We start from the raw sequence: 23027 nt of genomic DNA on the forward strand, positions 1-23027 counted from the left end.
CCTCCTCATCGGACCTGGCACGAAGCGCCGAGCGCGCGCAGCTCCGCCGCGGCGTCCACCGCGTCCGGCAGCGCGGCGCACCGCTCCCGGACACCGGCCACCACCTCCGGCGCGCCCAGCAGCTCGCCGAGGACGCGGACCCGGTCCGCGGCGGAGAACGGGTGGAAGGCGGCGTCGCCGACCGGGTTCGGGCGCTCCGCCACGACCCCGGCCGCGGTGAGCCGCACCGGCCGCTCCGCGGGCAGCCGGGCGTCCAGGTCCGGCGCCGCGCGCACCACGACCCGGCGGGCCAGCTCGGCGGTGCCCGGGTCGGCCAGCGCCGCCGCGGAGAACTCGGCCGGGCCCACCCGCCCCCGCCGCAGCGCCGTCGCCACCACGAACGGCAGCGAGAACCGCGCCGCCAGCGGCGTCGGCCAGCTCGTCCGGTCCAACCCGGCGCCGAGCGAGTGGATCTCGACCAGGACCTCCGCCGGGTCCGGACCCACCTGCTCCCGCACCGACAGCGCCGCGTCGATCGCGGCGTGGGTGAACGAGCACGAGGAGTGCTGCTTGAAGTAGCCGCCGAGGACCTCCCAGCCCCCGCCGGTCAGCACCGCCGGGTCCAGCTCGCCCAGCAGACCGCCCAGCGCGTCCGCCGCGACCCCGGTGACCTGCCCGGCCCCGGACGCGGCCAGCCGCGCCGCCGCCAGCCCGGACTGGTTCGCCGCACCCACCCAGGCGTCCCGCACCGGGTTGCCGTCCAGCGCCGCCGAGAACGGGCCCGCGACCGGCAGGCCACCGCCCGCGTCGATCGCCGCCGCCGTCTCCGCGGGCCCCAGGCCGAGCAGCCGCGCGCAGCCCGCCGCCGCACCCGGGACGCCCCAGTTGCCGTGCGGATGGGTGCCCGGCCGCAACCGCGTCGCCCGGCCGAACCGGGCCGCGACCTCGTACGCCGCCAGCAGGGCGCAGCACAGCTCCGCGCCGCGCACCCCCCGCCGCGCGGCCAGCGCCAGCACCGCGGGGAAGCCGTGCGCCGCCGGATGCCCCGCGGCGAGCCGGTGCCCGTCGTCGAGCTCCAAGCGCACCGCGGCGACCGCGTTCAACCAGGCCGCCGCGTCCACCGCGACCGCACGGCCCGTCCCGAACAGCGGGGACGGCCCGTCCGGGGCGTCCCACGCGGCGACCAGCGCCCGCTGCGCCGGGTCCCGCGAGCCGAGCGCGGTGACCGCGATCGAATCGGTGAGCACCACCAGCAGGCGTTCCCGCACCTCGGCGGGCACCTCAGCCCAGCTCAGCTCCGAGACCCACCGGCCGAGCCCGCCGACGGCCTGCCGGAGCTCCGCCGCCCCGCTCATGCCCGCTCGCGCACGACGCGGCCCGCCGGTGCCGCCGCGGCGACCGGCTCGCGGGGCACCAGCAGCATCAGCAGCGCACCCGCCACCGCCAAGCCGGCCATCACGACGAATCCGCTGGTGAAGCTCCCGGTGCCGGCGACGATGAAGCCCATCACCGACGGGGCCACGATCCCCGAGGACGCGAACGCCGCATCGGCGAACCCGGCGGCGCTGCCCGGCTGGTCCGGTGCCGCGTCGATCGAGGCCACCCACCAGATGCCGCCGGTGACGAACCCGAAGCCGACGCCCAGCGAGATCGAGAGCAGCGCCACCGTCAGCGTCGGCGCGATCGCCAGCGGGATCAACGAGCACCCGGCCAGCAGCAGCGCCGCGCCCATCACCGCGAACCGGGTGCGGATCCGCGGGCTGCGCCGGTACACCCGGTCCACCACGTAACCGCCGACCAGCGCGCCGACGATGCCGCACGCCCACGGCGCGATGGAGAACGCGCCCGCCTGCTCCACGCTCAGGCCGTAGGCGTTCGAGAGGAACGACGGCAGCCAGTACATGAAGCCCCAGAACATGAAGCCCCACGCGAAGTACCCGCCCGCGACGACCCACAGGTTCCGGTTCGTCAGCAGCGGCCGCCACCGCACCCGGGACCGGCCCGGCGCCGAATCGGACTCCTGCCCGGCCGCGATCAGCTCCCGCTCCGCGTCGTTCACCCGCGCCGACTCCGAGGGCAGGTCGCGCAGCAGCAGCACGGCGAGCACCGCCCACACCACGCCGAACAGGGCCAGCGTCCAGAACATGCCGCGCCAGCCCACCAGGTCGGTCAGCCCCGTCAGCAGCGGACCGGAGATCAGCAGGCTCCCGGAAACCGCGACCCCGCCGCACAGCGCCAGCGCCACCCCGCGTTCGCGGATCGGCAGCCACCGGCTCACCGTGCGGGTCGCCGCCGGGAACGCCGGTGCCTCCCCGATGCCCAGCAGCAACCGGATGACCAGCAGCCCGGCGAACGAACCGGCGATCGGGATGAGCGCGGTGGTCACCGAGAACAGCGCGATCGCCGACAGCAGCACCCGCCGCGTCCCGAACCGGTCCACCAGCGGCCCGGACAGGAACGCCGCGACCATGTAGCCGATGGAGAAGACGGAGCTGATGATCCCGTACTGCGCGGTGGTGATCCCGAACGCCTGCTCCAGCGGTTCCACCGCGTAGGAGACCGCGCTGCGATCGATGTAGTTGATGACGATGAGGCCGATCACCAGCCCCAGCGTCACGAAGCGAAACCGTGTGCTCATGGCGTGTTCCTCGATTCCGGGAGGGGAATCGTTCGTTCCGTTCGAACGGAGCGGACGAGACGTCGTTGTCTGCCAGTGCTCGGTGCGCGGATCAGCCGTCCAGGTCGGACGCGGCGAGCGCGGCGTGGACGCCGCCCATCACCTCGGCGACCGCGCGGTTCGCGCGCAGGTCCCACACCGCGGCGACGACGTCCGCCGCCCGGTCCGGCCCCACGGCCCGGCTCGCGTTGCCGGTGAACTTCGCCGCCAGCTCGTCGGCGGACAGCGGGCGACCGGGGCCGCCGCGGTTCTCGGTGATCCGCTCGGTGACCGCGCTGCCGTCGGTGAGCTCGGCGGTGAGGACGGCGGGGAACTGCCGGGGGAATCCGGCGGTGGCCTGCTCGTCGGCGACGACCCGCACCCGCCCGGCCAGTTCGAGGCGGCGCGGATCGGCCGCGGCGGCGTCGGTGAAGTCCTCGTGGAACACGCCGAGCCCGCCGCCGCCCAGCAGCGCCGCCGCCACGGTGTACGGGCCGGAGAACGCGGCGTGGTACCCGGAGCGCGGGTGGCGCTTCTCCGCGGCCGGTTCGGCGATGGTGCGCAGCACCGGGGCGGGCACCCCGAGCACCAGCTCGCGGACCTGCTCGGCCGCCACGCCCCGCTCCCGCAGCCGCAGCGCGGCGTCGATGCCGGCGTGCGTGAAGTGGTTGCACGGGTAGGGCTTGAAGAACACGCCCGGCGTCTCCCAGTGCTCGCCGAGCCCGTCGGTGACGCGTTCCGGGTGCACCCGCTCGCCGCAGAACGCGCGCAGGAACCCGAACCGGCCTTCGAGCACGGTGGGCGGGCCGGTGAGCCCGTGCCGCGCCAGGTCGGCGGCGGCGACCCCCGAATGCGCGGCCCAGCCGCAGTGCACCCGCTTGATGGTGCCGCCGGTGCGGTTCGCCTCGATGACGCCAGCGCCCATGCTCGCGGCGATGCCGACCGCGGACGCCAGCGCCTCCGCGTCGAGCCCCTGCAGCATCCCGGCGGCGACGGCAGCGCCGATCGCGCCGCAGATCGCGGTGGCGTGCTGCCCGTGCTCGAAGAACACCGAGTTGCCGAGCTCCTCGTCGTAACCGGCCATGCCGAGGCGGCAGGTGACCTCGATGCCCATCGCCGCCGCGGCCAGCAGGGCGCGGCCACCCGCGCCGGTGCGTTCCGCGGTGGCCAGCGCCGCGGGCACCACCGAGGCCGACGGGTGCAGCACCGACGGCAGGTGGGTGTCGTCGAAGTCCAGGCTGTGCGCCAAGGTCCCGTTGACCAGCGCCGCCGACGGCGCGGGAACCCGGCCGGGCAGGCCGATCGCGGTCGCCGCCGGCTGCCCGCCCCACTCGGCGACGACCGCCCCGGCGATCCGCGCCGGTTCCTCGCGGACCGCGGCGAGGGAGTTGCCGAGCACGTCGACGATCCGGCCGGCCACGTCGTCGGCCAGCGCGTCGTCGATGCCGTCCGCGGCCAGCCGGGCGCCGACCTCGCCGATCCGCTGCGCGGGAGTGGTCACGGCTGCACCACCGCCAGCGGCCGCACCGGGGCGCCGGTGCCGCCGACGATGCGCAGCGGGGCGAACACGGCGAGGAACTCGCCCAGGCCGGCTTCGGCGGCGTCCTCCAACGCCAGGTGCTCCACGATGTGGATGCCGTGCTCCACCAGCAGCACCCGGTGCACCGGCAGCACGCGGTGTCCCGCGCCCGCCGGGATCTGCTCGTAGGCGGTGGTGTCGCCGCCGGTGGCGACGATGCCGCGTTCGACGAGCCATTCGGCGCCGTCCACGGTCATCCCGGGCACCCCGGTCTCCTTGCCGACGTAGGCGACCGGGTCGCCGAACAGGCGGCCCCACCCGCTGCGCACCACGGCGACGTCGCCGGGGCCGGGTTCGGCGCCGGCGCGCTCCGCGGCCCGCGCCAGGTCGCCGGCGGTGATGCCGTAGCCGGGTTCCAGCACGTCCACGCCGTGCACGGCGGCCACGTCGAGGAACACCCCGCGGGTCACCATCGGCGGGATCGTCTCGGCGCCGTGCACGGTGTGCTTCCCGCCGCGCTGCGCTTCGGCCGCGTCGGCGCCGCCGTGCAGCTTGCCGTCGTGGCTGACGTGGGCGAGCGCGTCGACGTGGGTGCCGGTGTGCCCGCCGGTGACGATCACCTCGTTGGACGCCGAGCCGCCGTCGGGGCGGACCGCGTCGCCGTGGCGGCGCTCCAGGGTCATCCGGAAACCGGGGTGGTTCGGCGAGCCCGCCATCCCCGTGTACAGCGGGTGGCCGAGCTCGATGATGCGGGTCCCGGCGCGCACGGCGCCGAGCAGGGCGTCGGTCACGGGTTCTCCTTCCCGGCCGCGGCACGGCCCGGTTCGTGGTGCTGCTGCAGCTCATCGGCCAGTTCGGTGACCCAGCGGGCACCGGCGACGACGGCCGGATCGACGAAGCGGCCGGCGGCGTCCACCCAGGCGGCCGCACCCGCGGCGCCGACCGAGGCGAGCAAGGACCGCGCCCGCGCCACCTCGTCCTCGCCGGGGGTGAAGGCCTGGTGGACGGGGGCGATCTGGCCGGGGTGGATCACGGAGCGGCCGAAGAACCCGGCGTCGCGCAGGGCGGCGCTGTCCGCGGCGAGTCCGGCGGTGTCGGCCAGGTCGGTCCACACGCTGGCGATCGGGCTGGGCAGCCCGGCCGCCCGGTTCGCGGTGACGATCCGGGCCCGCGCCCAGCCGAGTTCGGCGCGGTCCCGGATCCGCAGGTCCGCGGCCAGATCGGTCTCGCCAGGGGAGATCCCGGCGACCAGCGGGTGGCAGGTGGCGAGTTCGAAGGCCCGCTCCAGGCCGCGGGCGCTCTCCACCAGCAGGTGCAGCGGCAGCCCGGTCCGCTCGGCCAGCGCGGCGACCGCGGCCGGGTCCTCGGCCTTCGGCACCCGCAGCCCGGCGGCGCCGGACCAGGCCAGCGCTGCGGCGTCGGCCTCGGCCCACGGGGTTCCGGAACCGTTGATCCGCACCCAGGTCCGCTCGCTCGCGCGGGCCGCCGCGCAGGTGCGGGCCCGGTCCTTCGCCGCGGGCGGGACCGCGTCCTCCAAGTCCAGGACCACGGCGTCGGCCGCCCCGCCGAGGGCCTTGTCGATCAGGTCCTCCCGGTGCGCGGGCACGTACAGCCAGCTCCGCGCCCGGCCGAGGGCGCTCACACGACCCCCTGCTCGCGCAGCCGGTCCAGCTCACCGGCGTCGACGCCGAGGGAACCCAGCACCTCTGCGGTGTGCGCGCCGAGCCGCGGGCCGGTGGTGCGGACCGAACCGGGCGTGTCCGAGAGCCGGAACGGGGTGTTCTGGAAGCGGACCGGGCCCAGCTCCTCGTCGTCGATCGTCACGATGCTGCCGAGCGCGTTGAAGTGCGGGTCGGCGAGCACGTCCGCCGCGGTGTAGATCGGGGCGACCGCGGCCTGCGCCTCCTCGAAGGCGGCGACGACCTCGTCGCGGTCGCGGGCGGCGATCCAGGACCCGACGGCCGCGTCCAGCTCCTCCACGTGCTCGGCGCGGCCCGCTCCGCTGGCGAACCACGGCTCGTCGATCAGCTCCGGGGCGCCGACCAGCCGCACCACCCGCTCGGCGATCGACTGGGCGCTGGTGGAGACCGCGACCCAGCGGCCGTCGGAGCAGCGGTAGGTGTTGCGCGGCGCGTTGTTCGACGAGCGGTTCCCGGTGCGCGGCTGCAGCACCCCGAGCTGGTCGTAGGCGATCAGGCCCGGCCCGAGCAGGTGCAGCAGCGGCTCGATGATCGCGGTGTCCAGCACCTGGCCGCGCCCGGTGCTCTCCCGCGCCCGCAGCGCGGTGAGGATGCCGAACGCGGTGGTGAGCGCGGCGACGCCGTCGGCGAGCCCGAACGGCGGCAGCGTCGGCGGGCCGTCCGGTTCCCCGGTCATGGCGGCGAATCCGCTCATCGCCTCGGCGAGGGTGCCGAAGCCGGGCCGCGACGAGTACGGGCCGGTCTGCCCGAACCCGGTCACCCGCGCCAGCACGAGCCGCGGGTTGCGGGCGGACAGCTCCTCCCAGCCGAGGCCCCAGCGCTCCAGCGTGCCGGGCCGGAAGTTCTCGATCACCACGTCGGCGTCGGCCGCGAGGTCGAGGAACAGCTCCCGGCCGCGCGGCGTGGACAGCACCAGGGTGATCGCCCGCTTGTTGCGGGCCAGCATCTTCCACCACAGCCCGACGCCGTCCTTCTGCGCGCCGTGCGTTCGTGCCGGGTCGCCGCGCGGGTGCTCGATCTTGATGACGTCGGCGCCGTGGTCGCCCAGCAGCGTCGCGGCCAGCGGCCCGGCGAACAGGGTGGAGGCGTCGAGGACCTTCAGGCCGTCCAGCGCCGGGAGTCCGGCTCCCGCGGGGTGGTCGTGGGTCATCGCGTTCCTCCACTGGTGACGGGGCGCTGCGGGGCGACGCCGCCGAGCCGGGCGGTGACCCGGTCCGCGGTCTCGATCAGCTCGGGTGCGGTGGCGGCCACGAACTCGTCGGTGACCCGGAAGCGGGGCCCGCACACCGAGACCGCGCCGACGAGCCCGCCGGGGCCGAACACGGGGACCGCGACGGAACCGGCGTCGCTCTGCCGCTCACCTTCGGAGGCGGCGTAGCCGAGCTGCCGGATCCGCTCCAGCTCGACGCGCAGCGCGGCCGGATCGGTGGGCGTGGCGGGGGTCAGCGCGGCGAGGTTCCCGGCGAGCAGCCGGTCCACCTCGTCCGGCGCGGAGTGGGCGAGCATGCACTTGCCGGACGATCCGGCGTGCAGCGGGAACCGGCGGCCGAGTTCCACCGACATGGTGATCTCGTGGGTGCCGACGACCTGGTCGAGGTAGACGCGCCCGCCGTGCACCTTCGCGCTGATCGTGACGGTCTCGTGCAGCCGGTCGCGCAGTTCGGCGAGGAACGGCAGCGCCGTGGCCCGCAGGTCGGATTCGCGCAGCGCGCGGCTGCCCAGCGCCGCCGCGGCCGGTCCGAGCCGGTACTCGCGGCTCGCCGCGTCGTAGGCGATCAGGTCCCGGGCGGTGAGCGACTGCAGGATGCGGTGCACCACGGCCTTCGAGAGGCCGAGCTCGCGGGACACCCGGCTGACGCCGAGCGTCGGCGGGCCGTCGGTGAACAGCAGCAGCACGTCCGCCACCCGCTCGGTGGCTCCGGTGCCCCCGGTCATCTCCGCCACGTCGTCCCCTCCGATTGCCCCGATCGTCGTACCGCTTACCGGAACGACAGTGCGTGCTCGAACCTCGCAATGTCAAGAAATCCGTGCAGGTTCTTGCATAGAACCAGGCAGGGTGCTCTTATCGAAACACCAGCCGCTTTCGACTCTGTTCCGCTCAGCGAAACAACCGGAAGGCGCTGGTAGTGAGGAGAAAGCGATGACGATCGATGTCGATCTCGTGGTCGCCGGAGCGGGCGGTGGTCTGGTCGCCGCGATCCGCGGGGCGCAGCTGGGGCTCGACGTGCTGGTGGTCGACTCCGACGCGGACTTCCGCCGCGGCAACAACACCTCGATGTCGACCGCGATGGTCCCGGGGCCTGGATCGCGCTTCCAGGCCGCCGCCGGGATCACCGACTCCCCCGAGCTGTTCCTCGCCGACGTCGACCGCAAGACCGGCGGCACCGCCGACCGGCGCATCGCGGCGGCGCTGGCGCAGGTGGGCGCCGAACTCGTGGAATGGCTGGCCGACGAAGTGGGCCTGCCGATCGAGCTGCCCACCGACTTCGACTACCCAGGCCACGCGGTCCCGCGAGTGCACAGCCTCCCCGGACGGCACGGCTCGGCGCTGCTCGGGCACCTGCTCGATGCGGTGGATCGCAGCGAGCGGATCGACCTGCTGGCCCCGGCCCGGCTCGTCGGCGTCGCACCGGCGGCGGAGGGCCGGACCGCCGTGCTGGAGAACCCGGCCGGGCAGCGCGAGGAGATCACCGCCCGCGCGGTGCTGCTGGCCACCAACGGCTACGGCGCCGACCGCGAGCTCGTCGCGGCCCACCTGCCGGAGATCGCGGACGCGCACTACCACGGCGGCGAGCACTCCCGCGGCGATGCGCTGCGGATCGGCGGGGAACTCGGCGCCGCCACCGGTTTCCTCGACGCCTACCAGGGCCACGCCGCGCTGTCCGCGGCCGCCCGGACCCTGGTGACCTGGACCGCCGTGATGCACGGCGGCGCCGTCGTCGACTCCGGCGGCACCCGGTTCGGCGACGAGACGACCGGCTACTCCGAGTACGCCGCGGTGCTCGCCGGGCGGCCCGGCGGCCGCGGCTGGCTGCTCTTCGACGAGCGGATCGACGGGCTGTGCCGCGCCTTCGGCGACTACCGGGACGTGCTCGCCGCGGGCGCCGTGCGGCGCGCCGACGATCCGGCGGGGCTCGCCGAGCTGATCGGGGTACCCGCCGCGGCGCTGGAACGGGAGCTCGCCGACCTCGCGGACGTGGCCGCCGGGACCCGCGCCGACCGGTTCGGCCGCGCCGCGACCACCGCGCTGCACCCGCCGTACCACGCCGTCGAGATCGTCCCGGCCCTGTTCCACACCCAGGGCGGGCTGCTCGTCGACGAGCACGCCCGCGTCCTGGACACCGCCGGGGAACCCGTCCCCGGCCTGTACGCCTCCGGTGGCGCCGCCGCCGGGATCTCCGGTCGCGGCGCGGCCGGATACCTGGCGGGCAACGGACTGCTGCCCGCGCTGGGACTCGCCTACCTCGCCGCCGGGCACCTCGCCCGGTCCACCCGCAACCCCTCGGAAGGTGCCCGATGACCCGACCCGACCTGATCGTCCGCGACGTCCGAGTCGTCCGCCCCGGCGGCGGCGAACCGTTCCGCGCCGACATCGCGATCGCCGACGGCGTCGTCGCCGAGGTCGGCCCGGACCTGGCGGTGCCGGCGGGCACCGAGGTCCACGAGGGCCGCGGGCTGCTCGCCTTCCCCGGCGTCGTCGACGCCCACCAGCACTGGGGCATCTACAACCCGCTGTCCGACGACACCGCCACCGAGAGCCGGGCCTGCGCGCAGGGCGGGGTGACCACCTCGCTCACCTACATGCGGACCGGGCAGTACTACCTGAACCGCGGTGGCCCGTACTCCGAGGTGTTCCCCGAGGTTCTCGCCGCCGCCGAGGGTCGCTCGTACGTGGACTACGCCTTCCACCTCGCCCCGATGCAGTCCGCGCACATCGACGAGATCCCGGCGCTGGTCCGGGAGCACGGCGTCACCTCGTTCAAGATCTTCATGTTCTACGGCAGCCACGGGTTGCACGGGCGCTCCACCGACCAGAGCGACTTCCTGATGATCCCCGAGGGCGAGCGCTACGACATCGCGCACTTCGAGTTCGTCATGCGCGGCATCCAGGCCGCCCGCGAGGCGAACCCGGACATCGCCGACCAGATCTCGCTGTCCCTGCACTGCGAGACCGCGGAGATCATGACCGCCTACACCCGGCTCGTGGAGGAGGAAGGCGAGCTCTCCGGGCTGGAGGCCTACAGCGCGTCCCGGCCGCCGCACTCCGAGGGCCTGGCCGTCACCATCGCCTCCTACCTCGCGCACGAGACGGGCCTGCCCACCATCAACCTGCTGCACCTGTCGTCGGCGAAGGCGATGGAGGCGGCGATGGTGATGGCGAAGGCCTTCCCGCACGTCGACTTCCGCCGCGAGGTCACCATCGGCCACCTGCTCGCCGACGTCAGCACCGCCGACGGCGTCGGCGGCAAGGTCAACCCGCCGCTGCGGCCCCGCGCCGACGTCGAAGCGCTCTGGGAGCACCTGCTGGCGGGCGACGTCAGCTGGGTCGTGTCCGACCACGCCTGCTGCAAGGAGGAGAAGAAGTTCGGCGAGGACCCCGCCGACGTGTTCGCCGCGAAGTCCGGGTTCGGCGGCACCGAATACCTGCTGCCCGGCCTCGTCGGCGAAGGCCGCAAGCGCGGGCTGCCGATGTCCTCGGTCGCCGAACTGCTGTCCACCAATCCGGCCCGGCGCCTCGGTCTGCCCACCAAGGGCGACATCGCCCCCGGGTTCGACGCCGACATCGCCCTCGTCGACCCGGACCGGTCGTTCGTCGTCGACCCCGGCGATTCCGAGTCCACCCAGGAGTACACGCCGTTCCGCGGCATGGAGATCGGCGCGACCGTCGAGACCACGTTCCTGCGCGGGAGGCGGATCTTCGACGGGGGCGCGGTCCGCGGCGAACCCGGCGGCCGCTACCTGCACCGGCCCACCGGGCGCTGACCCGGAGCCCGCGGGTGGCCGGAGACCGCTCGCCGGCGGACGTCCTCGCGTCGACGTCCGTCGGCGAACCGGGCGGCCGGCTGCGCCCGGTCTCGCCGGGTCGGTGACGGACGGCGCGGCCCCCCGGGGCAGGAGGAGCACGGCCCCCCACCCGCACCGCGCGAGGCGTCCGGTCACCGCGCGGCGGCCCCCGCGACCGGCCCGCGGCGTTCGCGCCACCAGACGAACGCCAGCGCCGCCAGGAAGAACGGCACCGGGATCAGCAGGTGCGGCCCGCCGGGCACGGCCGATCGATCGAGGACCAGGGCTCCGCCCCCGGTGAACAGGACGTTCAGGATCGAGGTGAGCGCGTTGTTGGCGATGTGCAACGCGATCGACGCCTCCAGCCCGCGGCTGATCACCGCCATCGCGGCGAAGCAGACCCCCAGGAACGTGTAGTAGGCGAGCTGCCACGGGTCGAAGGCGAAGTGGGACAGGGCGAACACGGGGCTGGACGCCAGCACGCCGAACACCAGCGCGGGCGCGACCGGGCGGACCCAGGACGCGAGCGCGGGCATGATCGCGCCGCGGAACATGAGTTCCTCGGCCAGCGACTGCACCGGGATGGTCAGCACCACCACCAGGAGCAGCGTCACGGTCGTACCGGTGATGCCGAACGTGGTCCACGTGGTCGCCTCCGGCGCCAGGACCGCGAGAGCGGCGTCGGCCCCCGCGACGAGGACGAGCGCGCCACCGAGGTACCGGAGCAGGCGGCCCCGGTCGAAGCGCCGCGGGAAGCTGAGCACGCGGCGCCAGGGCACCCCGGCGAACCGGGCGGCGACGGGGATCGCCAGCAACCCGGTGATCCCCATGCTCAGGTTCACCGCCAGCAGGCGCAGCGGCGTCAGGACGTCCGGCGCCTGGTCGCCTTCGATCATCGCCACGCCCCGGAACAGGGCGATCTGCAACAGCAACATCGAGAGCGGGAGCCCGATCACGACCACGAGCGGTTTCCACCAGCTCATCCGCAGGTGCGTGCCGAAGGGGCGAGGCGTGCCGTCGAACTCGGCCGGCGGGTGCGGCGGTCCGGCTGCCGCGAGGGTCCGCGGTGCGCGGTCGGGCCGCGGGGGCAGGGGTGAACTCATGCTGGGGCCTCTCGGTCGGCGCTCCCGCGGCGCGCGAACGGCGACGCCGGGCGCGGGACGGTCGCGCATCGGTGCGGTGTCCGTGCTCGGGCCCGCGGGACGGGCCGGTCCGGCGGTCGTTTTCGCGGTGCGCGGCGCGGGCCGCTCCGGTCCCCGATGCCCGACGACACTTTTCCAATACGGTGTATTGCTTTTATAGCACACCGTATTAGAACAGCTCGGAACCTCGATCCCCCGCACGGCCGGGACGTGGTGAGGCCGAAAACCCGTGGTCCCCCGTCGGTGGGGTGCCTCATGCTGGGGAGGGTGCGCGCCACGCCACCGCAAGAGGGGAGCCGGGGACATCAGTGCGACGTCTTGAGTACAAGTGGCTGGTCGGGATCACGTTCGTCCTCGGCCTGATCATGCAGATCCTGGACATGACCGTCCTCAACGTCGCGCTCGCGACGCTCGGGCGGGAGTTCCACGTGGGCGAAGGGGCCCTGCAGTGGGTGCTGACCGGCTACATGATCAGCCTCGCCGTGTTCGTGCCCTCCTCCGGCTGGATCGCCGACCGGTTCGGCAGCAAGCGCACCTTCGAGCTCGCCATCGTGCTGTTCACCCTCGCGTCCGTGCTGTGCGGGCTGGCCACCGAGATGTGGATGCTCATCGGCGCGCGGATCCTGCAAGGCGTCGGCGGCGGCATGCTCGTGCCCGTCGGGCAGGCCATGCTGTTCCGCGCGTTCCCCGCCAACGAGCGCGCCAAGGCCTCCGCGGTGCTGTCCATCCCGATCACCATCGCGCCGACCCTCGGGCCGCTGCTCGGCGGCGTGCTCGTGCAGTACGCCAGCTGGCGGTGGATCTTCTTCATCAACGTGCCCGTCGGGGCCGTGGCGCTGCTGTTCACCGTGCTGTTCCTCAAGGAGGAGCAGCGCGACCGGCCGGGCCGCTTCGACCTGCCCGGGTTCGTGCTCGCCGGGGCCGGGCTGGCCACGCTGCTCGTCGCGCTCGACCAGGGCGCCCAGCTCGGCTGGGGCCGGCCCTCCGTGTGGGGCGTGCTGCTGGCCGCGGTGCTGCTCATCGGCGGGCTCGTCGTGCGCGAACTGCGCACGCCCGAGCCGATGCTGGACCTGCGGCTGCTCGGCGACCGGCTGTTCGGCACCGGGAACGCGCTGCTCATCTGCTCCACCGGGGCGATCTTCGGGACGCTGTTCCTGCTGCCGCTGTTCCTGCAGAACCTGCGCGGCTACACCCCGCTCGAATCCGGGCTGGTGCTGATGCCGCAGGCGCTGAGCATGCTCGTCGCCACCCAGGTCGTCAGCCGCGTCTACGGGCGCGTCGGCCCGCGCAGGCTGCTGCTGGTGGGGTTCGGCGTGCTCATCTCCGTCGGGTTCGCGCTGCAGCTGCTCGACACCGGCACGCCGGTGTGGTTCCTGGTGGTGCTGCTCATGTGGCTCGGCCTCGGCATGGGGCTGCTGATGACGCCGTTGCAGACCGCCGCGTTCGCCCGCATCAGCGGGCCCGCGATGGGGCACGCCAGTTCGCTGTTCAACGCCAGCAGGCAGGTCGCGACCGCGCTCGGCACCGCCGTGTGCGCGACCATCTTCGTGGCGCTGAGCACCGCCTACGCGTCCACCGCGGACATGGGCGTCGCCGGGGCCGCGCAGCAGGTGCAGATGGCCGCCTACCGGGGCGCGTTCCTCGCCTCCATCGGCTTCGGCATCGCCGGGCTGCTGCTGTCGCTGCGGGTCCGCGACTCCGACGCCGCCGCCACCCTCGACCACGTGCGGAAACCCCGTGCGCGGCCCGGGAAGCACGGCGGCGACCACGCCGACACCTCGACCGTGAGATAGCTCAAGGTCGCCCCACAGCGGCCCCCGCCGGTGCACTATTTGAAGGGTGACCGAATTGCCGCACGCCGACCAGGTCCGCAACCACGCCCGCTGGCGACCCGGATGGCACTCCGGCCGCACCAGCTACGCCTGGCTGTTGCCGTTCGCCGACCAGCCCGGACTGCGCAACCTGGTGAACCAGTACCAGTACGCGCTGCGCGACCTGCCCGGGTTCGACCTCGTCCCGCTCGAATGGATGCACATCCTCGTGCAGGAGGTCGGGTTCACCGACGAAGTCCCGCCGGAGCGGACCGACGAGCTCGTCGCCGCCGCCGCCGAACGCCTCGCCGGGTTCAACCCGCTGGCGCTGGCCTTCCACCGGGCCGTGGTGCTGCCCGAGTCGCTGTCGCTGCCCGCGGAACCGCAGACCTCGCTGTGGGACCTGCGGGAACGGCTGCGGGCCGCGACCGCGGACGTGCTCGGCACCGAGCAGCTGCCCGCCGAACCCGAAGAGGTCGACCGGCACATCAGCCTCGCGTTCTCCACCACCGAAGGGCCCGCGATCTTCGCGGTCGCCACCCTCGGCGGCACCGACGTCGACCCGACCACCGCCAAGAGCTCCGCGGTGTCGCTGGTGCGGCTCAACCGCGACCACTCCTGCTCCGAGTGGGAGACCATTGCGCAGGTCCCGCTGGGCTGACTTCTTCTCCCCCTTCTGCTGCTCGGTGCTCCGGTGGCGGGTGCTCCTCTTGCTCTGGTGGTCGGCGGCTCATCGGCTTCGCCGCTGACGAGAAACGGCCTGCTGCGCGGGTCGAACGCCGGGGGTGCGTCCGGCGCCGGGTGCGAACGGCCGGTCGCGCAGGGTTGCGCGATCGCTCCGGCACTTCCTCCGAACGGGTACCGTCGAAAGTGTGGACGCGGCGGCAGGTCCGCCCTGGAACGGCTCGGAGGGACCATGGGCGCACTCATCCTGATCGTCGTCGCCGCGATCGTGATCATCGGTGCGGTGTGGTGGTCCCGCAGGCAGAACCTCGCCCACCAGCAGCGGGAACTCGACGACTCCCGCGCCGAGGCGCGGCGCTGGGTGGAGCGGCTGGGCGGGCAGGTCCTCAACATCGACGGCACCGACGACGCCTCGAAGCAGGCCATGGCCGACGCCGCCGAACGGCACAACGCCGCCGTCTCCCAGCTCGACCAGGCGTCCTCCGCCGAGCAGTGCAGGCTCACCACGCAGACCGCGATGGAAGGCCTCTACTACGTGCGCGCAGCGCGCACCGCGATGGAACTCGACCCCGGTCCCGAGCTGCCCGATCTCAGCCACGGCGCCGGGAAGGTCACCGAACACCGCGAGGTCGAGGTCGACGGCAGGCAGCAGGTGGCCTCCCCCACGCCCGGCGACGCCACCCCGCACTACTACCCCGGCGGGCGCGTCGCGGGCCGCCCGGTGCCCGAAGGCTGGTACAGCGAGCCGTGGTGGAAGCCCGCGCTCGTCGCCGGGGCCTGGGGCGCCGGTTCGTTCCTGCTGATGAGCGCCATGTTCAGCGGCATGGCCGGCGTGCCGGAGGCCGCCGCGGCCGGTGACGTCGGCGGCGGGGACCTCGGGGACCCGGGCGCGCTCGGCGACGGCGGGGACCCGGGAGACTTCGGCGGCGACGATCCCGGCGGGGACTTCGGGGACTTCGACTTCGACCTGGGCGACTTCGGCTTCTGACGGGTGCGGGGCCGTCGCGCTCAGGCGGCCGGGCCGGTCACCGCGCGGATTCCACCGGCGTCGACTGGCAGACCGGGCACCAGTACAGGTTGCGGCCGGACAGGCCCGCGGTGGCGATCGGCGTCCCGCAGACCAGGCACGGCGCCCCCGCCCGGCGGTACACGTAGACCTCTCCCCCGTGCCGGTCCTGGCGCGGTTCCCGCCCCATCGCGGCCGGCTCGTGCTCCGGGCGCACCGTGTCGATGCGGCCGACGCGCACCCCGTCGGCCATCAGCTCGACCAGGTCGGTCCAGATCGACTTCCACGCCCGCTCGCCCAGCTCGCGACCCGGCGTGTACGGCGGGATGCCGTGCCGGAACAGCACTTCCGCGCGGTACACGTTGCCCGCACCGGCCAGCACCGCCTGGTCCAGCAGCAGCGCCGCGATGGAGCTCCGGGACCGTGAGATCCGCGCCCACGCGCGCTCCGGTTCGGCGTCGGCGCGCAGCGGGTCCGGTCCGAGCCGGTCGCGCAGCGCGGCCACCTCGTCGAGGGTGATCAGCTCGCAGGCCGTCGGGCCGCGCAGGTCGGTGCCGCGGCCGGGCCCGACGATCCGCATCCGCACCTGCCCGCGCGGTTCCTGCGGCGGCAGCGGGAATTCGGTGAACCCGCCGTACAACCCGAGGTGCACGTGCACGACTTCCGGGCCGTAGAAGTGGAACAGGTGCTTGCCGTGCGCCTCGGCGCGTTCGAACCGCGCCCCGTCCACCCGCGCGGCCCCGCCCGCGAACCGGCCCTGCGGGCTCGACACCCGGACCAGGTGACCGCCGAAGCGGGAATCGTGCAGCCCGGCGAGCCGGTGCAGCGTGTGCCCCTCAGGCATCACGGGCCTTCCGGGTCGGCGCCGCGCTCAGAACAGCACCCACAGCACGATCGATTCGACCAGGTAGGCCAGCACGCAGCAGGCCGCGACGAGCAGCCCGCGCCGCACCGCTCCCGGCGCCGCGCCCTTGGCCAGCGCCACCGCGGTCCCGGCGACGAAGGCCAGGCACACCGCGAGGAAACCACCGAGCAGCAGCCACAACCCGACGCCCAGCACGCAATCCGGCGCGGTGCACACCGCGCCCGGGCCACCCGCGAGGTACGGGCTCAACGCGCGCTGCGCGAAGAAGAGGACGAGCACGCCCAGCACCGCGCCGCCGAACGCCACCAGCGGCGTCAGCAGCGCGGTCGCCGGGCGTGCACCGGTCATGTCAGTTCACTCCGCGGGCAGCGCCGGCGGGGTGCCGGTCCGCTCGTAGTCGGAGAGCAGGTCGATGCGGCGCTGGTGCCTGCCGCCTTCGAACTCGGTGCCGAGGAACGCCTCGACGATCTCCTCGACCTCCTCGACGGAGTGCATCCGCGCGCCGATGCCGGCGAGCAGCGCGTTGTTGTGCTGGCGGGCCAACTTCGCGGTGTCGACGTTCCAGGTCAGGGCCGCGCGGGCGCCGGGGACCTTGTTGGCGGCGATCTGCTCGCCGTTGCCGGAGCCACCGATGACCAGCCCGAGGCTGCCCTCGTCGGCGACGACGCGGCGAGCCGCCTCGACGCAGAACGGCGGGTAGTCGTCCTGGGCGTCGTAGGCCGCCGGGCCCACGTCGGTCACCTCGTGGCCGCGCTCGGTCAGCCACGTGACCAGGTGGTTCTTGAGGTCGAAGCCTGCGTGATCGGATCCTAGGTAGACGCGCACGCAGGCAGTGTGCCAAACGCCCCACCGCCGTCCCGCACCCTGGTTACGGTTCCGCCATGACCCGGATCAGCACCATCCGCTCCGACCAGGGCGAGCACGGTCCCGCCACCTCGGCCCCGCCCGCGACGGCGGTGCCGTCGTGATCGGGCGGTGGGTGACCGTCGGGGAGGCGGTGTGGGTCCGGCGGTACGCGGAGCTGGACCTCGGCACCGGGCTGGTGCTGGGTGCCGAACGCGCGCTGGTCGTCGACACCCGCGGCGACCAGCGGCAGGGCGCGGAGCTGGCGGCGGCGGTGCGGGCGAAGACGGCGCTGCCCTGCGAGGTCGTGCTCACCCACGGCCACTTCGACCACTGCTTCGGCACGGCAGCGTTCCGGCCCGCCCCGGTCCACGCCCACGAGCGCTGCGCCGCCTACCTGCGCGGGCACGCCGAGCGGCAGCGCCGCGAGTGGAGCGCGCATTACCGGGACGAGGGACGCCCGGAGGTCGCGGCGGCCTTGGAGCGCACCGAGGTCGTCCCGCCGGACCGGCCGGTCGGCGACCGGACCGAACTCGACCTCGGCGGCCGGCGGGTGCGGCTGCACCACTTCGGCCCCGCGCACACCGACCACGACCTGGTGGTCGAAGTGCCGGACGCGGCCGTGGTCTTCGCCGGCGACCTCGTCGAGCAGGGCGCCCCGCCGGACTTCGAGGACGCCCATCCGCGGACCTGGCCGGACGCGCTCGACGCGCTGCTCGCGCTGCGCCCCGAGGTCGTCGTCCCCGGCCACGGGGAACCCGTGGGCGCGGCGGACGTGCGCGCCCAGCGGGACGAGCTGGCCCTGCTGGCCGCGCTCTGCGCCGCCCACGAGCGGGGCGAGCTGACCACCGCGGAGGTGCTGCGCGACTCCCCGTACCCGGCCGGCACCACCGAGCACGCCCTGCGCAGCCACCACTAGTCCGTTCGGCCGCCCGCGCTGGGCTGAACGGAGCCAATTCCGCTCCCAGGGGCACCGATCGCCGATCGCGGACGTCATGCTCGGCAACGGCCGGAGAACCCCCGGCCCACCACCCGCACAACGGCACTGCGCTGGGGCGATCTCGACGGTTGTGCGGCGAACAACACCTGGGAGGCGACGGTGTCCAGTCCGGACCAGTCCGATGCGGCGCGGCGGCAGCAGCTGCAGGCGAGCAACGACGCGTTGCGCGGCCAGATCGACGGCATGCTCGCGGACCTGCGCCGCCGCACGGCCGAGATCCAGGAGAAGCAGTCCGAGGCGGCGGCCAAGACCCACGAGGTCACCTCCGAGGACGGCGTGATCACCGCGCGGGTGGACGCGACCGGCACCTTGGAGCAGCTGCTGCTGTCCCCGAAGGCCTTCGAACGCACCACCCCGGAACAGCTGGCCCGCACCATCACCAGCGTCGTCCGCGAGGCCACCGGCAGCGCGCAGCAGTCGCTGCAGTCGGACTTCGCCTCGCTCGCCGAAACTCCCGAACTGCCGGACCTGTTCGCCGGCGCCCCCTACCTGGCGGACTTCATGCCCAGCAGCGGCCCGCTCGTCGCCCCACCCGACCCGGCCGCGGAACGCGCCGCCCGCACCGGCAAGCAGTCGCCGAAGCCGCAGCGGGAGCGCCCCGCCGATGACGACGACGAACCGCCGCAGTCATTCATGACGGAGGGGCGCTGGTGAGCGACCGGATGCGGATGCGCCCGGAGGAGATCCGGGCGGGGGGCACCCGCATCGGTGCCGCCGGGGACCGGTTGGACGAGGTCCTCAAGCAGCTCAAGTCCAGCCTGGACGGCGAAGGCGAGTGCTGGGGCGACGACGAGGCCGGGCAGAAGTTCGCCGAGACCTACGTCAAGAACAGCACCGACGTCACCGACGGCATCGGGAAGCTCGCCGAAGCGCTCGGCAACATCATGGACAACCTCAAGGCCACCGCCGACGACACCGAAGGCCGCGACGCCGAGTCCGCCTCCGACATCGCGAACGTGCCGCAGAGCTGACAACCGGCCCGCGGGCCGAAGATCGACTGGGGAGTCGTACCGCGATGAGTCTCGAGATGCCCGACGAGGTCAAGTGGCTGCTGCCGATCGTCGTCGGCCAGTCCTGGCCGGAAGGTGACGAGGACGCGCTGCGCCGCCTCGCCGACGCCTGGCGCGCCGCGGGCGACGGCGTCGAAGGCGTCACCACCGACGCGAACGGCGGCGCCACCCAGTCGCTCAGCGGCATGGAGGGCCAGACCCACGACGCGTTCGAACAGCTGTGGAAGGACATCGGCGACGGCGGTGCGGCCGCGCTGCCCAAGATCCAGGAGGCGTGCGAGCAGCTCGCGCAGGGCTGCGACGACGCGGCGCTGGACGTGGAGCACACCAAGCTCACCATCATCGCCTCGCTGATCGCGCTGGCCATCCAGATCGCCGCGATGATCGCGAGCGCGGCGTTCAGCTTCGGCGCGTCCACCGCGGGCATCCCCATCGCCCAGGGCATCACCCGCACCGTGGTGATGCAGATCTTCAAGCAGCTGGTGCTGAGCATCGCCAAGAACGTCGCCATCGAGGTCGCCACCTCCGTCGCCATCGAGGCCGCGGTGCAGGGCGTCCAGATCGCCTCCGGCGAGCGCAAGGGCCTCGACGGCGGGAAGTTCAAGGACGCCGCCATCAGCGGCGCCATCAGCGGCACCGTCGGCGGCGTCTTCGAGGGCGTCGGCAACGTCGCCGCCCGCAAGGCCGCGGGCGCCGTCGGCGACGCCGCGGGGGACGCCGCCGGAACCGCGGCGGGCGCGGCCGGGCGGGCCGCCGGGGGCGCCGCGGGCGCTGCGGCGGGCAGCGCGGTGAGCGCCGCCGGGCGGGCCGCGGGCGATGCCGCCGGAGCCGCCGGGGAGAGCGCCGCGAAGAACGTCGGCGCCGAAGCCGTGAAGGGAGCGGCCACCGGCGCCGCGCAGGGCGCCATCGGCAGCGCCGCCGAACAGCTCATCACCGAAGGCGAGATCGACTGGAGCGACGTCGGCAGCGGTGCCCTGTCCGGCGGGGCGATGGGCGCCGGGATGGGCGCTGGGGGCGCCGCGCTGTCCAACCACTTCGACACGTCGGACGTGCCGGACACGGGTGGGGCCGAGGAATCCGGGGACGGCTCGGGAGCTTCGTCGTCGAGCAGCTCGGCCTCGGGTGGTTCGGCCTCGGGTGGTTCGGACGCGGGCGGTTCGGACGCGGGCGGTTCGGACGCGGGCGGTTCGAGTCGGAGCGAATCCGGCTCCGGATCGGGCGGCTCGGATTCGGCCGCGGACGGCGGTTCCACCGGGTCCCGTTCGTCCATTGAGGACATGTTGTCCGGTGATTCCGTTGCGGGGTCGGGAGATTCCTCCGGGTCGGCGAGCAGCGGGTCGTCGAGCGGTTCGGATTCCGGGTCCTCAACCGGGTCGGACTCCAGCTCGTCGGACGGATCGGGCTCCGGCTCGTCGGACGGATCGGCTTCCGGCTCGTCGGAATCCGGGTCGTCCGGGGCGCAAGGCGACGGCGGGCAGTCGGGCTCCGGCGGCGGCGAATCCCGCTCCGGGGCGGAGAGCGGATCCGGCCAGAGCGGAACCGACAGCGGCCCCACGCGATCCGGGGATGCGGACGGCGGATCGACGCGATCGGCCGACTCCGACGGCGGCTCCACCCGCTCCGCGGAATCCGATGCGAGTTCCGGCCGCGCCGCGGAGTCCGAGGGTGGCGCGACGCGATCCGCTGATCCGGAAGGCGGGTCCACGCGCGCCCCCGATTCCGACGGCGGGTCGACGCGTGCCGCGGACTCCGACGGCAGCGCCTCGCGCGGGACGGACTCCGATGGCGGCCGCGCCTCGGGTCCGGACGGTGGTGCGACGCGGCCCGGGGACGCCGACGGCGGTTCCGCGCGGTCCACCGATTCCGATGCGAGTACGCAGCGAGCCGGCGCCGCGGACGGCGGCTCCACTCGAACTCCGGACGCCGACGGCGGTGCTGCCCGCACCTCCGACGCCGACGGTCCGGCCACCCGGCCCACCGATTCCGCGGGCGTGCACTCCGACGGCGGGTCTGCGCGCGCCGCCGATGCCGACGGCGGGTCGACGCGGTCCGCGGACACCGGCGGTTCGCCGCGCGACGAGGGCGGTGCCTCCCGCACCCCCGCGCCGGACGGTTCCGGTGCTCCCGCGCGGGCGGACTCCACCGGTTCGGGCTCGGGGAGTTCCGTCGGCGCGGCGGAGGCCGGCTCGCGCGGCGACGGCGCGGGTTCGTCGGGCGCCGCCGGGTCCGGTGGCGGTCTGGGCGGCGCCGGTTCAGCTTCGCACGGCGGCGCGGATGCCGCGCACCGCAACCAGTCGGGGAACAACGGCCCGGCGAGCACCGCGCCCGCGTCCAATGTGGACACGCCGGTGCGGCCGGCGGAGCCGACGGGCTCCCCCACCTCGCAGGGCACGCCCGCTCGCGGTGATCAGGCCGGTGCAGCGGGCGGTGGCGCGATGGGCGGCGCTCCCGCAGGTGGCGCCCCCGGTGACGCGGGCGCTGCCGGCTCCGGCGGGTCCCGTCCCGGCGCGGGCGGCAGCTGGACCGGAACGTCCGGCACTCCGGGCGCCGCGGGCCGCCCGATCGGCGGCGACCCGCCGAGGCCCGGTGGCCCGCGCGGCGACCGCGCACCGGCGGCTCGGGGCGCGGAAGCACCGGCGGCACCGCAGTCCGGCGGCAGGCACGCCCAGCCCGCGGACGTCCCCGGGCAGCGCTCGGCGCCCTCCCCCGCCCGCCCGGACGGCTTGCCCGGTCGCTCGCATCCGGACGGCCCCTCGAGCCCGGCACGACCGGACGGACCGCCGCGGGCGAACGGCCCGGAAGGCGAGGCACCCGCCCGTCCCGGCGGCCGCGCAGACGCACCGCCGGCGAGCGGCCCGCGGCACTCCGGCGACCTCGCCACCCCGCCCAGGACCGATGGCCCACCGAGGACGGACGGCCCCGCGCACCGGGCCGACTCCAACGCCCAGCAGCATTCGGGCACCACGGACCACCGCACCGGTGGCGCAGCCGACACGGGCCCCGCGAACCGGCCGGACGCGGCTGCGCCGCCGCGCACCGCGGACGGCCTGGAGACCGGCGGCCCGAACCGCACCGACGCACCGCACGACCGGCCGGACCCCGGTTCGCCGGATCGCACCGACGCCTCGCCGCACGAGCGATCCGACGCCGGCGGCGCGGAACGGCCGCGCGCGGACGGCCCCGACGCCACGCACGCCGAAGGCGCCGCTCACCCGGACGGCTCCGCTCGTCCCGAGGGCCCGGCGCCCGACGGCGCCGAACCGCGCCCGGACCGCCCGCACGAGGCGCCCGATCCGCACGACGCCCGCCAGCACGACGCCGACTCCTCGCACGCCCGGGACGCCGAACCGGGCACTCCGGAACGCCGGCACCAGCTGGACCAGGCGGAGGCGACCCGCGAGCACACGCCGGGCGGGTCCTCCTACCACCACGAGCCGGGCCTGCGGGACCTCGCGCAGCGCGTCCCCGACGACGGCGTCCACCACACGGTGGACGTGCACGCGCTGCCGGACGGCCGGATCCGCGTCGGTGATCACGCGTTCAGCGCGCAGGAGTTCGCGGACGTGCTGCGCCGCGACCCGAACTGGGACGGGAAACCGCTGCGCCTGCTGTCCTGCGACGCGGGCACCAGCGGACTCGCCCGCGACCTGGCCCACGAGCTGGGCGTGCCCGTCACGGCCCCGCGCGGCCTCGCCTGGACCGACGGCGGCGGCCGCGTCTTCGCCTCCGACCTGGGACCCGACGGCCGTCCCGGCTGGCCCCCGAACGGCGGCTGGGACACCCACCACCCCGACGGCACCCACACCCC

General features: G+C 74.7%; 19 protein-coding genes and 1 pseudogene. 9 read left to right on the forward strand and 11 right to left on the reverse strand.

What is annotated here, in order from left to right:
- Window positions 1-5: 5 nt before the first annotated feature.
- The 7 genes from LCD33_RS12060 to LCD33_RS12090 form a co-directional block, all read right to left on the reverse strand.
- Window positions 6-1334 (reverse strand): MmgE/PrpD family protein, encoded by a 1329-nt coding sequence (locus LCD33_RS12060; RefSeq protein WP_224966785.1) that lies wholly within the window; start codon window positions 1332-1334, stop codon window positions 6-8.
- Complete coding sequence (locus tag LCD33_RS12065) at window positions 1331-2617, reverse strand: MFS transporter (RefSeq protein ID WP_224966786.1); 1287 nt, start codon at window positions 2615-2617, stop codon at window positions 1331-1333. The genes LCD33_RS12060 and LCD33_RS12065 overlap by 4 nt, the downstream gene beginning before the upstream one ends.
- Before the next feature lie 91 nt (window positions 2618-2708).
- Window positions 2709-4136 (reverse strand): MmgE/PrpD family protein, encoded by a 1428-nt coding sequence (locus LCD33_RS29380; RefSeq protein ID WP_224966787.1) that lies wholly within the window; start codon window positions 4134-4136, stop codon window positions 2709-2711.
- A complete protein-coding gene (locus tag LCD33_RS12075; RefSeq protein ID WP_224966788.1) occupies window positions 4133-4945 on the reverse strand; it encodes a cyclase family protein in 813 nt (270 codons plus the stop codon). The genes LCD33_RS29380 and LCD33_RS12075 overlap by 4 nt, the downstream gene beginning before the upstream one ends.
- Entirely contained in the window at window positions 4942-5796 is an 855-nt protein-coding gene (locus LCD33_RS12080) for a CoA ester lyase (RefSeq protein WP_224977856.1), read from the reverse strand. Before LCD33_RS12080 ends, LCD33_RS12075 begins: the two co-directional genes overlap by 4 nt.
- Window positions 5793-7004, reverse strand: coding sequence for a CaiB/BaiF CoA-transferase family protein (locus tag LCD33_RS12085; RefSeq protein WP_224966790.1), 1212 nt, complete (start codon window positions 7002-7004; stop codon window positions 5793-5795). Before LCD33_RS12085 ends, LCD33_RS12080 begins: the two co-directional genes overlap by 4 nt.
- Complete coding sequence (locus LCD33_RS12090; protein ID WP_224966804.1) at window positions 7001-7789, reverse strand: IclR family transcriptional regulator; 789 nt, start codon at window positions 7787-7789, stop codon at window positions 7001-7003. The genes LCD33_RS12085 and LCD33_RS12090 overlap by 4 nt, the downstream gene beginning before the upstream one ends.
- A 205-nt stretch (window positions 7790-7994) precedes the next feature.
- On the opposite strand from LCD33_RS12090, the gene LCD33_RS12095 reads away from it, so the two are divergent.
- Both LCD33_RS12095 and LCD33_RS12100 read left to right on the forward strand, forming a co-directional pair.
- On the forward strand, window positions 7995-9374 hold the full coding sequence (locus tag LCD33_RS12095; protein WP_255617362.1) for an FAD-binding protein: 1380 nt from the start codon (window positions 7995-7997) through the stop codon (window positions 9372-9374).
- Window positions 9371-10837, forward strand: a complete 1467-nt coding sequence (locus tag LCD33_RS12100) for a dihydroorotase family protein (protein ID WP_224966791.1) — start codon at window positions 9371-9373, stop codon at window positions 10835-10837. Before LCD33_RS12095 ends, LCD33_RS12100 begins: the two co-directional genes overlap by 4 nt.
- Before the next feature lie 173 nt (window positions 10838-11010).
- Here LCD33_RS12100 and LCD33_RS12105 read toward each other — a convergent pair whose 3' ends face one another.
- Window positions 11011-11961, reverse strand: a complete 951-nt coding sequence (locus tag LCD33_RS12105) for a CPBP family intramembrane glutamic endopeptidase (RefSeq protein WP_224977857.1) — start codon at window positions 11959-11961, stop codon at window positions 11011-11013.
- 347 nt (window positions 11962-12308) lie between these two features.
- Here LCD33_RS12105 and LCD33_RS12110 point away from each other — a divergent pair, with 347 nt between their 5' ends.
- The 3 genes from LCD33_RS12110 (at window position 12309) to LCD33_RS12120 (ending at window position 15483) form a co-directional block, all read left to right on the forward strand.
- Window positions 12309-13793 (forward strand): MDR family MFS transporter, encoded by a 1485-nt coding sequence (locus tag LCD33_RS12110; RefSeq protein ID WP_224960895.1) that lies wholly within the window; start codon window positions 12309-12311, stop codon window positions 13791-13793.
- Between the two features lie 46 nt (window positions 13794-13839).
- Window positions 13840-14472: a 2'-5' RNA ligase family protein gene (locus tag LCD33_RS12115; protein WP_224960893.1), complete on the forward strand. Its 633-nt coding sequence runs from the start codon at window positions 13840-13842 to the stop codon at window positions 14470-14472.
- 255 nt (window positions 14473-14727) lie between these two features.
- Window positions 14728-15483, forward strand: coding sequence for a hypothetical protein (locus LCD33_RS12120; RefSeq protein WP_224977858.1), 756 nt, complete (start codon window positions 14728-14730; stop codon window positions 15481-15483).
- A gap of 37 nt (window positions 15484-15520) precedes the next feature.
- On the opposite strand, the gene LCD33_RS12125 is transcribed toward LCD33_RS12120, so the two are convergent.
- Genes LCD33_RS12125 through LCD33_RS12135 form a run of 3 tightly spaced genes read right to left on the reverse strand, consistent with a single transcriptional unit; the run spans window position 15521 to window position 17191 of the window.
- Window positions 15521-16345 (reverse strand): Fpg/Nei family DNA glycosylase, encoded by an 825-nt coding sequence (locus LCD33_RS12125; RefSeq protein ID WP_224960889.1) that lies wholly within the window; start codon window positions 16343-16345, stop codon window positions 15521-15523.
- A 27-nt stretch (window positions 16346-16372) separates the two neighbouring features.
- Complete coding sequence (locus LCD33_RS12130) at window positions 16373-16714, reverse strand: hypothetical protein (RefSeq protein WP_224960887.1); 342 nt, start codon at window positions 16712-16714, stop codon at window positions 16373-16375.
- A gap of 6 nt (window positions 16715-16720) precedes the next feature.
- A complete protein-coding gene (locus LCD33_RS12135; protein WP_224960886.1) occupies window positions 16721-17191 on the reverse strand; it encodes a ribose-5-phosphate isomerase in 471 nt (156 codons plus the stop codon).
- 139 nt (window positions 17192-17330) lie between these two features.
- On the opposite strand from LCD33_RS12135, the gene LCD33_RS12140 reads away from it, so the two are divergent.
- From LCD33_RS12140 to LCD33_RS12155, 4 genes and pseudogenes are all read left to right on the forward strand, one after another.
- Window positions 17331-18128 carry an MBL fold metallo-hydrolase gene (locus LCD33_RS12140; RefSeq protein WP_308011266.1) on the forward strand — a complete coding sequence of 266 codons (798 nt, stop codon included), beginning with the start codon at window positions 17331-17333 and terminating at the stop codon, window positions 18126-18128.
- 180 nt (window positions 18129-18308) lie between these two features.
- Entirely contained in the window at window positions 18309-18863 is a 555-nt protein-coding gene (locus LCD33_RS12145) for a YbaB/EbfC family nucleoid-associated protein (protein ID WP_224960884.1), read from the forward strand.
- The gene (locus LCD33_RS12150) at window positions 18860-19180 is read left to right on the forward strand and encodes a WXG100 family type VII secretion target (RefSeq protein ID WP_224977859.1); all 321 of its coding nucleotides are present in this window, start codon (window positions 18860-18862) and stop codon (window positions 19178-19180) included. The genes LCD33_RS12145 and LCD33_RS12150 overlap by 4 nt, the downstream gene beginning before the upstream one ends.
- 44 nt (window positions 19181-19224) lie before the next feature.
- Window positions 19225-23027, forward strand: a pseudogene (locus LCD33_RS12155) (hypothetical protein); the annotation flags it as partial.

This window comes from Saccharopolyspora sp. 7B (assembly GCF_020177435.1).
Classification (GTDB): domain Bacteria; phylum Actinomycetota; class Actinomycetes; order Mycobacteriales; family Pseudonocardiaceae; genus Saccharopolyspora_C; species Saccharopolyspora_C gregorii.

Excerpts from the sequence above, each read along its gene's own strand:
- LCD33_RS12060 (WP_224966785.1), bottom strand. The coding sequence starts at position 1,334 with ATGAGCGGGGCGGCGGAGCTCCGGCAGGCCGTCGGCGGGCTCGGCCGG.
- LCD33_RS12065 (WP_224966786.1), bottom strand. The coding sequence starts at position 2,617 with ATGAGCACACGGTTTCGCTTCGTGACGCTGGGGCTGGTGATCGGCCTC.
- LCD33_RS12085 (WP_224966790.1), bottom strand. The coding sequence starts at position 7,004 with ATGACCCACGACCACCCCGCGGGAGCCGGACTCCCGGCGCTGGACGGC.
- LCD33_RS12090 (WP_224966804.1), bottom strand. The coding sequence starts at position 7,789 with ATGACCGGGGGCACCGGAGCCACCGAGCGGGTGGCGGACGTGCTGCTG.
- LCD33_RS12095 (WP_255617362.1), top strand. The coding sequence starts at position 7,995 with ATGACGATCGATGTCGATCTCGTGGTCGCCGGAGCGGGCGGTGGTCTG.
- LCD33_RS12100 (WP_224966791.1), top strand. The coding sequence starts at position 9,371 with ATGACCCGACCCGACCTGATCGTCCGCGACGTCCGAGTCGTCCGCCCC.
- LCD33_RS12105 (WP_224977857.1), bottom strand. The coding sequence starts at position 11,961 with ATGAGTTCACCCCTGCCCCCGCGGCCCGACCGCGCACCGCGGACCCTC.
- LCD33_RS12120 (WP_224977858.1), top strand. The coding sequence starts at position 14,728 with ATGGGCGCACTCATCCTGATCGTCGTCGCCGCGATCGTGATCATCGGT.
- LCD33_RS12125 (WP_224960889.1), bottom strand. The coding sequence starts at position 16,345 with ATGCCTGAGGGGCACACGCTGCACCGGCTCGCCGGGCTGCACGATTCC.
- LCD33_RS12130 (WP_224960887.1), bottom strand. The coding sequence starts at position 16,714 with ATGACCGGTGCACGCCCGGCGACCGCGCTGCTGACGCCGCTGGTGGCG.